A 13,211-nucleotide genomic window follows, 5' to 3' on the forward strand; every position below is an offset into this window, starting at 1 on the left:
AAAGGAAACGCAAAGCGTCCTCCCGGCGACGGAGGGAGCCGCGCCGCGCACTTTGCGTCATGCCGGGCCTCCTTGGCGGCACTTTTTCGTCAACTGGCGGAACATCAGTTTCGTATCTCTGTCAGCATCCTGTAATTGCTGAAATTTTCGGATAGAATAGAGGACCGTGCTGTGGTCCTTGCCGCCGAAAACCTTGCCCAGGGCCGGGTAGGACATGCCGAGCAGCGCGCGGCAAAGGGCCATGGAGGCCTGGCGGGCGAAGACCAGTTCCTTGCGCCGGGAATGGCCGGTGATGTCGGCCACGCTCAGCTCGAAGTGGTCGGCGCACACGGCCAGGATGCGCTCCGGGGTCAGTTCCGGGGCCTTGCGGTCCTCGGACAGGCGGATATGGCGCGCCAGTTCCGCATCGGTCAGTTCCTGGCCGGTGTGGCGGCGGAAGGCCTCGATGCGCAGCAGCACGCCTTCGAGCTGGCGGAAGCCCTCGAACCGGCTGGCCAGGGTGAGCGCTTGTTCGCGGGAGAGCCCCAGGCGCTTGTCGCGGTTGGCGTGCTCCACGCAGCGCACGCGCACGTCGAGGTCCGGGAGCTTCAAATGGACCATGAGCCCCCATTCCAGCCTGGATTTGAGGGTGGGGCCGAAGTCGCCGGAGGCCACGCGTTCCCGGCAGGAAAAGACCATCTGCTTGCCCGCGTCGTGAAAGGCGTTGAAAAGCAGCACCAGTTCCTGTTCCAGGATCGGGTCGCGTTTGACGTCGGCCAGCTCGTCTATAAAAAGGAAATCATGGGCCGCGATGGCGGCGCGGATCTCGTGCAGATTGGCCGTGGCGTCGGCATAGCGGTTGCCGATGTCGTCGATGGAGCCGAAAAAGACGGTGGCGTCGGGGCGCGAGCGGCTTACGGCATTGGCCATGGCCCGCAGCAGATGGGTCTTGCCGGCGCCGGACGGGCCGCAAAGCAAAAACGGATTGTAGCGCACCTCGCGTCCGCCGGCCACTTCCCGGGCCAGGGCCAGGGGAAAGTGGTTTTTTTCGTTGGCTAAAAAGGTCTCGAAGGTGAAACGGTGGCCGTAGGGGAAATCCGTCACCGCCCGCAGGGTGGCCAGGGGCTGGCGCTTGTCGCCCCCGGCGCAGCGCGTCTGGTAGCGCACGGCGTAGCCGTTGCCGAGAAACCGGCCCACTTCCTTTTCGAAAAGGTCCCTGACGGAGGTTTCGAACCAGGCGGCGAAATAGGCGTGGGGAAAGCGCACGAGGCAGCAATGCTCCGACGCGCTGACCGAAAGGTCGAGCGGATCGTACCAGCGGCGCAGTTCCTGTTCGGGACAGGTGCGCGACAAATGCTGTCGGAGGTCGTCCTTGAGCACGCCGTCACCGGAATCGATCACAGGCACGGGCTTCATCGGTCCGCTCTAAATTTTACAGGCATATTGGTGTGTTGGGTACGATATCCGGGCCTCTCCCCCAGGCCGCCAGGAAATGCCTTTATAGCCTAGTTTTGCTTTGAAGCCAAGGGGGGACCCCACCGTGTTGCCAATAAGGCCGAAATGGGCCAAATAGAGCCCCTGCCGGCCGCAAGGCGGGACAAAGGGAGAGTCGCCATGACCCATGAGGTGAAAAAAACCGTCGCGGAGATCAACAAACGCATCGAAAAGGGCAAGGCTGTGGTCCTGACGGCCGCCGAAATGGTCGATGCGGTAAGGCGCCTGGGCAAGGTCAAGGCGGCCAGGGAAGTGGATGTCGTGGCCACGGGCACCTTTTCGCCCATGTGCTCGTCGGGCATGCTTTTCAATTTCGGCCAGGAAGCGCCGACCATAAAAGCCCAGAAGGTCCGGCTCAACAATATCCCGGCCCATGCCGGCCTGGCCGCCGTGGACGCCTACCTCGGCGCCACCGAGCTGCCCAAGGACGATCCCCTCAATAAGATCCACCCGGGCCGGTTCAAATACGGCGGCGCCCACGTCATCGAGGATCTCCTGCGCGGCAAGGCGGTGCGGCTCTGGTGCGAGGCCTACGGCACGGACTGCTATCCCCGCCGCAGCCTGGAAAAGGACGTGACGCTGGCCGACCTCAAGTATGCGGCGCTTTTAAACCCCCGCAACTGCTATCAGAACTACAATGTGGCGGTGAACCTGACCAGCCGCATCGTCTATACCTACATGGGGCCGCTGCGGCCAAACGCCAAAAACGCCAATTTCGCCACCGCCGGCGAACTGTCGCCGCTTTTCAACGACCCCTATTTGAAGACCATCGGCCTTGGCACCCGCATCTTCCTCGGCGGCGGCGTGGGCTACGTCATCGGGGCCGGCACCCAGCACGACCCCAAACCCAAGCGCAACGAACGCGGCATTCCGCTTTCCGCCTCGGGCACGCTCATGCTCAAGGGCGACCTCAAGGGCATGAACCCGCGCTACGTGCGGGCGGTGTCCGTGCTCGGCTACGGCGTGTCCATGGCCGTGGGCGTGGGCATCCCCATTCCCATACTAAACGAGGACATGGCCTTTTTCACCGGCGTTTCCGACGCCGATATCGAACTGCCGATCAAGGACTACGGCCACGACTATCCCAACGGCATCGGCCGGGTGCTCGGCTACGTCACCTACGCCGAATGCCGCTCGGGCGAAGTGGTCGTCAACGGCAAGCCGACCCAGGCCGTGCCGGTCACGAGCCTGTCCATGTCCCTGGAAGTGGCGCAAACGCTCAAATCCTGGATCGAGCAGGGCAAGTTCCTGCTGACCGAGCCGGTGGAGCGCATTCCCTCGGAATAGGGGGGATGCAGGGGATTGCGGCTGGACAAGTCGCGCATCCTTTGCTACGGCATCGAGTTCTTTCATCAGACAGGAGGGTACGCCATGTCCAAGCATAAAAAGATCGAGCGCCACAAGGAACTGGACCGTCGCCGCAAGCGCCGTAAGGAGCGCCTCAAAGAGCGCGTTCGCCAGGCCATCGCCGAAAAAAAGGCCTAGCGCCTATTTTTTAGGAAAAGATGCCGGGGGGAAACCTTTTTGAAAAAAGGTTTCCCCCCGGACCCCCTTTCCCAAAACTTTTGCTAGGTTATGATGTTCGTACGATAACATCAGCCACAGTTGAAAGTTTAGGAAGGGGAGAGCGCGAGAGGGGAGAACCCTTTTCAAAGGGTTTCCCCTCTCGCATTGCCTTTTCAATAAAGTACCGGAGGGGCTCCCATGCCCTTGTATGAATACGAATGTCCGGCCTGCGGCCGGGTGTTCGAGGAACTGCGCCGGGCCGGCGACGAGAGCGACGCCGCCTGTCCGCAGTGCGGCAAATCCGCCCCGCGCATTGTCTCTCTGTCCGCTTTCGCGCTCAAGGGCACCGGCTTTTACGCCACCGATTACGTGAAACGCCGCCCCGGCTCCTTCCAGAAGGACGGCAAGGGCACCATCAAGGGCGCCACCGTGCCCATCCCCCAGCTTGCCCGCGATCCGTCCGTTCCCTTGTCCGAGGAAGAAGAGGAGGGCGACGGCCAATCCCCCGAATCCGGCGGCGACGCCAAGGAGAACGCATGATCGAGCGTTACACCAGAGAGGCCATGGGCGCGCTGTGGACCCTGGAAAACCGTTTCCGGGCCTGGCTCGAGGTGGAGCTGGCCGTGTGCGAGGCCTGGACCGAGCTTGGCCGCATCCCGGCGGCGGACATGGATATCATCCGCCAGAAAGCCGATTTCGACGTCAACCGTATCCTGGAAATCGAGCAGGTCACCCGCCACGACGTCATCGCCTTCCTGACCGCCGTGGAAGAGCGGGTGGGGCCGGCCGCCCGGTTCATCCACCTGGGCTGCACCTCGTCGGACATCGTGGATACGGCCAACGGCCTGCTGCTCGGCCGGGCCGGTGACATGGTGCTCGCCACCATCGACGGGTTGCTTGAGGTCATTCGCGACCTGGCCATGCGCTACAAGGGCCAGCTCATGATCGGCCGCACCCACGGCGTCCATGCCGAACCCTTGAGCTTCGGCATGAAGATGGCCTCCTTTTACGCCGAATTCACCCGCCACCGTGAACGTGTGGCCACGGCCACGGCCGGGGTGAAGGTGGGCAAGATTTCCGGGGCCGTGGGCGGCTATGCCCACCTCGACCCCAAGGTCGAGGAAATCGCCCTCAAAAGGCTCGATCTGGCCGTGGACCCGGTTTCTACCCAGATCGTGCAGCGCGACCGCCATGCCGCCTTTTTCACCTCCCTGGCCCTTCTCGCCGGCGGGGTGGAGCGCATGGCCACCGAACTGCGCCACCTCCAGCGCACCGAGGTGCTTGAGGCCGAGGAAGGCTTCGCCAAGGGCCAGAAAGGCTCGTCGGCCATGCCGCACAAGAAAAATCCCATCTCGGCCGAGAACATCTGCGGCCTCTCCAGGCTTGTGCGCACAAACGCCCTGGCCGCCATGGAGAACATGGCGCTTTGGCACGAGCGCGACATCTCCCATTCCTCGGTCGAGCGCGTCATCATGCCCGACTCCACCATCCTGGCCGACTACACCGTGGCCCGGCTGACCAAAATTTTGAAGAATCTCAAGGTCAATCCGGACAACATGGCCCGCAACATGATGGCTTCCTACGGGCTTTTCTACTCCCAGCGCGTGCTTCTGGCCCTGATCGAGACGGGCATGGACCGGCAGAAAGCCTACGAGGCCGTGCAGAAGGTGGCCATGGCCTGCTGGGAAGGCCGGAAGTCGTTTCCGGACGCGGTGCGCGCCGATCCGGCCATAACGGCCAGATTGACGACCGGGAATCTCGATGCGCTCTTTGATCCGAGCTATTATCTCAAACACGAAAATTTGATTTATTCCCGCGTGTTCGGCAGCATTGCCTGATCGGCTCCGGGGTTGCCGGGACGCGCCGGATCGCGACAGGACGAGAAAGCGCCGGCGGTCGTCATACGGCTTGGCGAAACGCTTTCCAAACCGGCCCGTCATCTGGTACGAAACCGATAATCGGGCAAAACGGGGAATCTCATGTCGTTTGCGTGCGGGGAATTGGATGCCGGGGCCATGCGTGGTCGTCTGGCCGCGTTGCTTCTGGAAAAATCCTATCGGGCCGGCGAAGTCACCCTGACGTCGGGCCGCAAAAGCGATTACTACTTCGACTGCAAGCAGACGGCGCTGTATCCCGAAGGGGCTTGGCTCATCGGGAATCTTCTTTTCGATCTGCTGCCCCAGGGCATCGTCGGCGTCGGCGGCATGACGCTGGGGGCCGATCCGCTGGTCACGGCGGTCAGCCTCGTTTCCCATCTGCGCGGCCGGCCCATGCCGGCGTTCATTGTGCGCAAGGCCGCCAAGGGACACGGCACCAACCAGTTTCTGGAAGGCCTTTCCAACTTCCGCCCCGGGGACAAGGTGGCCTTGCTCGAGGATGTGGTGACCACCGGCGGCACGCTCATGACGGTCATCGACCGGGTTCAGGACGCGGGGCTTTCGGTCGGCGCCGTGGTCACGGTGCTCGACCGGGAGGAAGGCGGGACCGAACGCCTGGCCGAACGCGGGTTTCCGCTCCTTTCCATCTTCACCCGTCATGCTCTGCTGGCGGCGGCTGGCTCCCAACAGGGCACATGACGCGAGAGGCCATGAAGCGCATTGGCCAGATCATAATCGTCGCCTGTCTGCTGCTGGTTTGCGGCGGCCGGGCGAGGGGCGAATGGACGGCGGACATTGTGGACATGGATTCCACGCCGCCGCGTTTCGTGGCTGTCGACAAGAAAGCCCAATCCTTCGCCCTGCTCTCCCGCCACAGCCCGCTTCGGGTCCTGGCGGAGATTCCCTGCGCCACGGGGCAGGCCCTGGGCGACAAGTTCAAGGAAGGCGATCTCAAGACCCCGGAAGGGGTCTATTTTATTACCCGTCGCAAGTCCTCGGGCCTCAACTACGAGCTTTACGGCGATCTGGCCTTTCCGCTTAATTTCCCCAATCCGGCCGACGTGTTGCGCCGTAAATCCGGCCACGGCATCTGGATCCACGGCCGGGGCCATCCCATCACTCCCTACGAGACCCAGGGCTGCGTGGCTCTGAGCATGGCCAACATCCATCAGGTGGACCCGGAGATGGCCGAGGGCATGCCCGTGGTCATCGCCGACCAGGTGCGCTTCGGCGGCCGGGACGCGGCCAAGCTGCGCGAAGAGGCCAAGGAAGTGGTGGCCGACACCTACGCCTGGGCCAAGGCCTGGCAGAATAAATCGCCGGCCTTTTTCGATTTCCACGACCCGGAAAAGTTCTCCATCACCGAGGGCTCGCCTTTTTCCGCTTTTCGCAGCCACAAGGAACGCCTGTTCCGGGCCCTGCCCTGGATCAAGGTGGACCTCTCCGACGTGCGGGCCATTGCCGGCCCCGATTACTGGGTCACCTATTTCGTCCAGCTCTACCGCTCGCCGACCCTGACCTCCCAGGGCATAAAGCGCCTGTACTGGCAGCGCGGGGCCGACGGCCGCTTCCGCATCGTCGGCATGGAATACGAGGAGATGCCCGTCACCCTGGCTTCGGCCAAGACGAGCGGCAAACCGGCTTCCCCCGACGAGGCGGACACCGATACCCGCAAGCCCGACAGCCCGAGCGAGGAAGAGGTGCAGGTTCGCCAGCTCGTGGACGCCCATCAGGCGATCATGGAAAAGATGGCCCGCAAGGCCTTCAGCACGTTGTCGCTGCCCCCTCAGCATACGCCCGAGGATGAGGCCATCCTGGAAGTGGCCAACAGCGGCCAGGTCAACCAGTCGACCGGCGCTCCCGTGGCCACGGACGCCATGCGCCAGGTGCCGCCCGCGCCGCCGGCCATTGCCCAGGCCCCGGCGCAACCGGCCCCGGCGACCCCTGCCAAGCCGACGCCGGTCCCCGCCCCGGCCGTGGCAACCGCCCCGACGCCGCCCACGCCTGTCACCGTGGCCGTGGCCACGCCGGCTCCGGCCCAGGCTCCGGCTGCGGCCAAGGACCGCCAGGAAGCCGCACCGGACGCGTCCGCCGGGCCCTGGGCTCCCGCCACCGCCGCCAAAGCGGCCGGTCCCGCGCCCCTTGACGCCGGACAGACCGCCCGCATCGCCGCCACGGTCGCGGGTTGGAGCAAGGCCTGGGAAAATGCCGACATGGACGGCTACCTCAACTTTTACGCCGATGGCGCGCGCCTGGGCAACCTGCGCGGCAAGGACGCCATCCGCCGCCAGAAGGAAGGCGTGTGGCGGGGAGCCAGGCCCGAGCGCGTGGACATGCGGGTCGTTGCCGCCGGCAAGGCGGCGGACGGCTTCGACGTGGTCTGCGCCCAGGTCTACCAGGCCAAGGGCCGGCGGGAGAGCAAGGGTTTCAAAAGCCTGACCCTGGTGCCGTCGGGCGATCGGCTGCTCATCAGTGCCGAGCGCTGGTCCAAGAATCGTCCGGAAGTGCCGACCGCCGCTGCGGTGACCGTTGCCGCGACGCCCGCGCCCCCCGCTCCGGGCGCGCCCCAGGCGGCGACTGCGGCCAAGGCCCAGACTCCGGCCAAAGCCACGGAAAAGGATCGGGAAGCCGCTGTCGCGGCCATGGTCGAATCCTGGCGCAAGGCCTGGGAAAGCGGCAAACTCGACGCCTACAGCGATTTTTACGCCGATAACGCCATCCAGGGCGATCGCCGCAGCCGGCAGGCCATCCGCGAGGATAAGGCCGATCTGTGGAAGGACAAGGCCCCGAGCAAGGTCGTCTTGTCGGATGTCCGGATACGTCCCCGCAAGGACGGATTCGTGGTAACCTGCGTCCAGGATTACGCCAGCAAGGACGGCGGGTCGGATCATGGCCGCAAGACCCTGACGCTCGAGCCTTCGGGCAACGGCTACGCCATTGTCGATGAACAATGGAGCCGGATGTAGATGGCGGCCGGCGGCAAGATAGATATCCTGCTGCTGCGCGATGGCGCCGGCGTGCGCCGTTATCGGACCTCGGTGTGGCTGTTGCGCTGCCTGTGGCTCGTTCCCCTCGGTTTGCTGCTTCTTCTCGCGGCGGCTGTTGCCGTGGCCTACCATCTGCGCCAGGACAACCTGCTTTTGGCCCGGCATCAGGCCGCTACCAGCAAGGAACTGGACGCGGCCGGCGAAAAGCTCATCCGGCTGGAAAATATCGAAAAAATTTTGCGCACCCGGGATATCACCGAGCTTGAGACCCTGATCGGCTCCTACAATCCCGACGATCCCGGCTGGTGGAAGCCCCGGGCCGGGGCCGGCGGGGAAGTCGCCAAAAACGGCGGCAAGGAGCGCGAACCCGCCAAGTCGGAGCGCCCGGACCTGGCCAAACTGCTGACCCGGGTGGATGCGGGGCAGATCGGCATCGACAATCTGCGCATGAAGGTCGAGGGGAAAAAGCTGCTGCTCGGTTTCGACCTCAGTAACGTCACCCCCCAACAGACCAACCTTTCCGGCCGCGTCGAGGCGGCGCTCGTCGGCAACGACGCCAGCCTGCTGCCGCTTACGGCCGACAAGGACGAACTGTCCTTCCAGATCCAGCACTTCAAACAGATATCGGCCAGCCTGCCCCTGCCGCAAAAGGCCGACGTCCGGGACGCCTACGCCCTCAAGCTCACCGTGCTGGACCCGTCCGGCAAGATCATCTTCGCCCAGACGTACCCCATGAAGGAAGGAATGAAGAAGTGAAGGAAGGGCAGAGAGATGCGAGAGGGGAAACCCTTTTGCAAAGGGTTCTCCCCTCTCGCGCTCTCCCTTTCCTAAACTTTTCAACTGGATTGGACGAATAACATACTGATACCGTTAAAAGTTTTTGGAGAGGGGGTCCGGGGGAGAACCTTTTTTCAAAAAGGTTCTCCCCCGGCGCCATTTCGATAAGGCAAACCCATGACCCGGTACTACGTCAATTTGAACCTGCGCGTGGCGGATCGCGATCCGGCCCTGGTGCTGCGTCACCTTGAGGGTGGGGTGCCGCCGGAATTGGGCCTCGATCCGGTGCTCATGGATGCCAAGACGCCGGCCTGGCACAGGGAATTGGCCAAGCGGCTGGCGGACGCCGGCCTGCCGTGCACCCTGCATCTGCCGTTTTTCGATCTCCAGCCCGGCAGCGCCGACGCCCGCATCCGGACGGCCACCCGGGACAGGCTGCTGGCGGCCCTGGAAACGGCGGCCATCTACGCCCCCCGTCGCATGGTCGGGCACAGCGCCTACAACCGGTTTCTCTACATCCGTTCGTTTAGCGACTGGGCGGCCCGGGCCGCCGACACCTGGGCCGCTGTCCTGGCCGCCTGGCCCGACCATCCGCCGTTGTGCCTGGAAAACACCCACGAGGCCGACCCGGCCACGGTGACCGGCGCGGTCGAGGCGCTGCGCGAACGGCTTGACGAGGGGCAACGGGAGCGCGTCGGCATCTGCTTCGACATCGGCCACTGGCACAGTTTCGCCGGGGGCAGCGTCCGGGGCGATCTGGCCGACTGGGTCGCGGCCTTTGCCCCGTATCTGCTCCACATGCACCTGCACGACAACGACGGCGCTTTCGACGAGCATCTGGGACCGGGGCAGGGGAGCATTCCCTTTGACGCCCTGTTCGAGCTGCTGGCCAGGCGCGGCCTGCGTCCCACCGTGACCTTCGAGCCCCACTCTTCCGCCGCCTACGCCCAGGCCCTGGCCTTCGCCCGGTCCCGGCCGGACTTCTTCGCCAGCTGACGCGGCCCGCTTGCGGCAACGCAAGGGGCCAACCGGCCGTCCATAGGGCCGGAGGCAGCCTTTTTGGGCATTTTTCAGGAAAAAACGATGCTGCGTGCGCCGCTTGGAAAAAAGCGGCCAAAATGCGTCTTTTGCCCCATTAGGAAGGTGGGGCGGGAAGGGGGCTTTGGCCTGACCGGTCCGCCTCAGCGCAGGTAGTTCGGAATATTCATGAAAAGCTCCTTCGTGAAGTTGATCATCTTGTCCATCATCCAGGGGAAGGCGACGAGCAGGGCGATGAACATGGAGAGGATCTTCGGCACGAAGGTGAGCGTCATTTCCTGAATCTGGGTGGCGGCCTGGAGCACCGAGATCACCACACCCACGACCAGCGACACCCCGAGCATGGGCAGGGCCAGAAAAAGCGCCGTTTCGATGGCCTGTCGCGACAGGGCCACAACCATATCCGTCGTCATGGGACGGACCTCCTTACGTATTAAACGAGTTGACGAGGGAGGCTACCATGAGCCCCCAGCCGTCGACCAGCACGAAGAGCAGCAGCTTGAACGGCATGGCGATGGTGGCCGGCGGCAGCATCATCATGCCCATGGCCAAAAGAATGCTCGAAATGACCATGTCGAGGATGAGAAAGGGGATGTAGATGAGAAAGCCGATGGTAAAGGCGGTCTTGAGTTCGCTGATGATGAATCCGGCCGCGAGCATGGTCGTCGGCACCTCGGCCTTGTCCTTGGGCCGCTCCATCTTGGTCACGGTGTAAAAAACCGACAGGTCCTTTTCCCGAGTGTGCTTGAAGAGAAATTCCCGCAGCGGCGCCTCGGCCTTTTTGAGCGCCTCGGTGAAGCCGATCTGTTCGTTCAGGTAGGGCTGGAGCGCATTGTCGTTTATGGCCTTGCCCGTGGGGTACATGATGACGCAGGTCAAAAAGATGGCAAGGCTGGCCAGGATCTGGGACGGCGGCACCTGCGGCACGCCCATGGCCTGGCGCAGAAACGAGAAGACGATGATGATGCGGGTAAACGACGTCACCGTCAGCACGAAGGCCGGCGCCAGGGACAGCACGGTCAGGGCGAAAAGGATTTCGAGCAGGGTGGAGACGCGTTCCGGCTGGGTCTGCCCGGCGGCCAGGGACAGGGTCAGGCTCGGGGTGTCCTGGGCCAGGGCCGAAGCGGCGGCCACGAGCACGATGCCGACAGCGGCCGCGAGAACGAGCAGGCTAGGACGGAGAATCGTCGCCCTGGCGGCGGGTTTTTTCGGCCAGGGCAGCGGCGAATTCGGTGGCGGCAGCGGTGTCATGGGGCGCATGGTCCTCGGTCAAAAGCGTGATGGAGTGGTCCGTGACGCCAAGGACCATATCCTTGGCCACATTATCGGCATTCAAGAATCGGACCACGATGATGCTTTTGCGGGGACCAAGACTCAGGTGGGCCATGAGCCGCAGCATGCCGCCCCGGCCGGCCGGTCCCAGGCCGAACTTGGGCCCGAAGCGGCGCAACACCCAGTAGGCGGCGAAAATGATCGCCAGAATGAGGAGCAGGGCCAGGCCCATGTGGATGGCCGCTCCGGCCAGCCCGTAGTCCGAGGCCGGGGGCATCGGCGGCGTGGCGGCGGAGACAGCGGTTGCGGGATCAGGCAAGCTGTTTCACCCGTTCGATGGGGCTTATGATGTCGGTTAGGCGCACGCCGAACTTTTCGTTGATGACCACGGCTTCGCCCCGGGCCACCAGCTTGCCGTTGACGTAGATTTCCAGGGGCTCGCCGGCCAGCTTGTTGAGTTCGATGACCGAGCCCTGGCCGAGTTGCAGCAATTCGTTGATGAGCAGCTTGGTGCGGCCGAGTTCGGCCGAGACGTCCAGCGGAATGTCCAGGATGAAGTCCAGGTCGCGGCGCACGCCTTCCGGACGCGGGGCCTTGGCCTCCGCCGTCAAATTCTTGAATTGGGCCGCGGCGCTTTGCCGGGACAAGGCTTCCTGGTTCCGTTCGCTCTTGATGGACTGCTCTTCCTCGTCGGCCAGGGCGGAGGCCCATTCGGAGGCCAGGGCGTCGTCCTGGCCGGCGCCGCTGTCCCCGGCCGGGGCTGCGCCGCCGGGCTGGTCGAACAGAGCGTCGATGTCCGACTGGGAGGCCGGCTTTTCGTCCTCCTGATCCTCCAGAGCCGCGGCCCATTCGGCGGCGAGCTTGTCCTGATCGATGTCGTCGGGAGTCATGGAAATCCCTCGCGCGGCGACGCGCTATTGAATGACGAAGTCCGTGAAATAGACCCGGGCCACCTTGGCCTGGCCGATCGCCTGGTTGAGGCGGTCCACGATCTCCTTGCGCAGCAGGATCTTGCCCTCGAGCGTACTCAAATCCTGGGAGGTCTTGGTGGACAAAAGCATCAGCAGCGCGTCGCGGATCTTGGCCTGGTTGGCTTCCAGCAGTTCCGGGTTGCCGGTCATCTCCACGCTGAGCACGATCTTGAGGTACCGCCGGGCATTGGGGTCGGCCAGGTTGACCACGAACGCCGGCAGGGGCACGAGGTTGGACGGGGCTTCTTTGCCCCCATGGCCGCCTTTTTTCGCTTCGCCATGGCCGCCCTCGGCTTTTTTCTCATCGGCCGGGGCGTGTTGTTCCTCGGCCTTCTTTTCCTCGGCCGTGGCCTGCTCCTTGGTCTGTTCCGCCGTTGTCGGCGGCTTGGCCGCGAAAAATTTGAGATAGGCGAAGTAGCCGCCGCCGGCGAGCACAAGCAGCAGCAGCACCAGAATGATGTATTTGAGAAAACTGGATTTCTTCTTGCCTTCAGGCTCTTCGGGCGCGTCTGCCATGTGCGTCTCCCGGCGTCAAAAACCTAACGCCTTATCGCTGTCTCGGGCCGAACAGATCCGTGCCCACGCGCACGTGGGTGGCCCCTTCCATGACGGCGGCCTCCAGGTCGCCGCTCATGCCCATGGACAGGACCGGAAGCGGCAGCCCCAGGCGCGCGGCCAGCGCGTCGCGAAGCCCGCGCAACCGGGCGAAAACGGGCCTGGCGCCTTCCGGATCGTCAAAGACCGGCGGGATGACCATAAGTCCCGTCAGGCGAAGGGCGCCCATGGCGGCCACGGCCTCGGCCAGTTCCGGCAGGTGCTCCGGGTCGATGCCGGACTTCTGCGCTTCCCCGGCCACGTTGACCTGCAGGCAGATGTCCTGGGTCAGGCCTGATGCCGCGGTCTTTTTTTGCAATATTCCTGCCAGATCCAGGTTGTCCACCGTGTGGATGAGGGCGAAGCGGCCCACGGCCAGCTTGGCCTTGTTGCGCTGCAAATGGCCGATGAAGTGCCAGACGAGTCCGGCCGGGGCGGCCTCCATCTTGGGCAGCGCCTCCTGGATGTAGGATTCCCCGAAGATCCGCTGTCCGCAGGCGGCCATGGCCGCCACTTCCGTGACGTCGTGCAGCTTTGACACCGCAACGAGGGTCACCGTGGCCGGGTCCCGGCCGCAGACCGCGCAGGCGCGGGCAATGCGCTCTTGTACCTGGGCCAGATGTTTGGCCGCTTGCGTTTCCACCAGCCTGTCTCCGACTTCCGTCACTTTTCGATTGCCCGACCCTACCCGCCCGGGCGGGCGATGTAAAACGGCG

General features: G+C 64.1%; 14 protein-coding genes. 7 read left to right on the forward strand and 7 right to left on the reverse strand.

The genetic code is table 11. From position 1 onward, the window contains the following. Positions 1–57: 57 nt before the first annotated feature. On the reverse strand, positions 58–1,395 hold the full coding sequence (locus K9F62_06440; GenBank protein ID UJX42310.1) for an AAA family ATPase: 1,338 nt from the start codon (positions 1,393–1,395) through the stop codon (positions 58–60). 198 nt (positions 1,396–1,593) lie between these two features. On the opposite strand from K9F62_06440, the gene K9F62_06445 reads away from it, so the two are divergent. From K9F62_06445 to K9F62_06475, 7 genes are all read left to right on the forward strand, one after another. After that, positions 1,594–2,760: a homocysteine biosynthesis protein gene (locus tag K9F62_06445; protein ID UJX42311.1), complete on the forward strand. Its 1,167-nt coding sequence runs from the start codon at positions 1,594–1,596 to the stop codon at positions 2,758–2,760. A 417-nt stretch (positions 2,761–3,177) separates the two neighbouring features. After that, positions 3,178–3,519, forward strand: a complete 342-nt coding sequence (locus K9F62_06450) for a zinc ribbon domain-containing protein (GenBank protein UJX42312.1) — start codon at positions 3,178–3,180, stop codon at positions 3,517–3,519. Then, positions 3,516–4,817 carry an adenylosuccinate lyase gene (purB, locus tag K9F62_06455; GenBank protein UJX42313.1) on the forward strand — a complete coding sequence of 434 codons (1,302 nt, stop codon included), beginning with the start codon at positions 3,516–3,518 and terminating at the stop codon, positions 4,815–4,817. The genes K9F62_06450 and purB overlap by 4 nt, the downstream gene beginning before the upstream one ends. A gap of 141 nt (positions 4,818–4,958) precedes the next feature. Then, positions 4,959–5,555, forward strand: coding sequence for an orotate phosphoribosyltransferase (gene pyrE / locus K9F62_06460; protein UJX42314.1), 597 nt, complete (start codon positions 4,959–4,961; stop codon positions 5,553–5,555). 11 nt (positions 5,556–5,566) lie between these two features. Next, entirely contained in the window at positions 5,567–7,822 is a 2,256-nt protein-coding gene (locus K9F62_06465) for a L,D-transpeptidase family protein (protein ID UJX42315.1), read from the forward strand. After that, a complete protein-coding gene (locus K9F62_06470; GenBank protein UJX42316.1) occupies positions 7,823–8,599 on the forward strand; it encodes a hypothetical protein in 777 nt (258 codons plus the stop codon). Between the two features lie 198 nt (positions 8,600–8,797). Further along, positions 8,798–9,616: a sugar phosphate isomerase/epimerase gene (locus tag K9F62_06475; GenBank protein ID UJX42317.1), complete on the forward strand. Its 819-nt coding sequence runs from the start codon at positions 8,798–8,800 to the stop codon at positions 9,614–9,616. Positions 9,617–9,801: 185 nt separating this feature from the next. Here the strand turns inward: K9F62_06475 and fliQ are convergent, their stop codons facing one another. Genes fliQ through K9F62_06505 form a run of 6 tightly spaced genes read right to left on the reverse strand, consistent with a single transcriptional unit; the run spans position 9,802 to position 13,138 of the window. Beyond that, positions 9,802–10,071 carry a flagellar biosynthesis protein FliQ gene (fliQ, locus tag K9F62_06480; protein ID UJX42318.1) on the reverse strand — a complete coding sequence of 90 codons (270 nt, stop codon included), beginning with the start codon at positions 10,069–10,071 and terminating at the stop codon, positions 9,802–9,804. A gap of 13 nt (positions 10,072–10,084) precedes the next feature. Further along, positions 10,085–10,843 carry a flagellar type III secretion system pore protein FliP gene (gene fliP / locus K9F62_06485; protein ID UJX43150.1) on the reverse strand — a complete coding sequence of 253 codons (759 nt, stop codon included), beginning with the start codon at positions 10,841–10,843 and terminating at the stop codon, positions 10,085–10,087. Continuing rightward, the gene (gene fliO, locus K9F62_06490) at positions 10,830–11,207 is read right to left on the reverse strand and encodes a flagellar biosynthetic protein FliO (GenBank protein UJX43151.1); all 378 of its coding nucleotides are present in this window, start codon (positions 11,205–11,207) and stop codon (positions 10,830–10,832) included. Before fliO ends, fliP begins: the two co-directional genes overlap by 14 nt. 34 nt (positions 11,208–11,241) lie before the next feature. Then, complete coding sequence (fliN, locus tag K9F62_06495) at positions 11,242–11,820, reverse strand: flagellar motor switch protein FliN (GenBank protein ID UJX42319.1); 579 nt, start codon at positions 11,818–11,820, stop codon at positions 11,242–11,244. Between the two features lie 24 nt (positions 11,821–11,844). Next, on the reverse strand, positions 11,845–12,417 hold the full coding sequence (locus tag K9F62_06500; GenBank protein UJX42320.1) for a flagellar basal body-associated FliL family protein: 573 nt from the start codon (positions 12,415–12,417) through the stop codon (positions 11,845–11,847). A gap of 31 nt (positions 12,418–12,448) precedes the next feature. Continuing rightward, positions 12,449–13,138 (reverse strand): YggS family pyridoxal phosphate-dependent enzyme, encoded by a 690-nt coding sequence (locus K9F62_06505; GenBank protein UJX42321.1) that lies wholly within the window; start codon positions 13,136–13,138, stop codon positions 12,449–12,451. Between the last annotated feature and the right edge of the window lie 73 nt (positions 13,139–13,211).

It is taken from the genome of Desulfovibrio sp. JY (genome assembly GCA_021730285.1).
In the GTDB taxonomy this organism is placed as follows: Bacteria; Desulfobacterota; Desulfovibrionia; order Desulfovibrionales; family Desulfovibrionaceae; genus Solidesulfovibrio.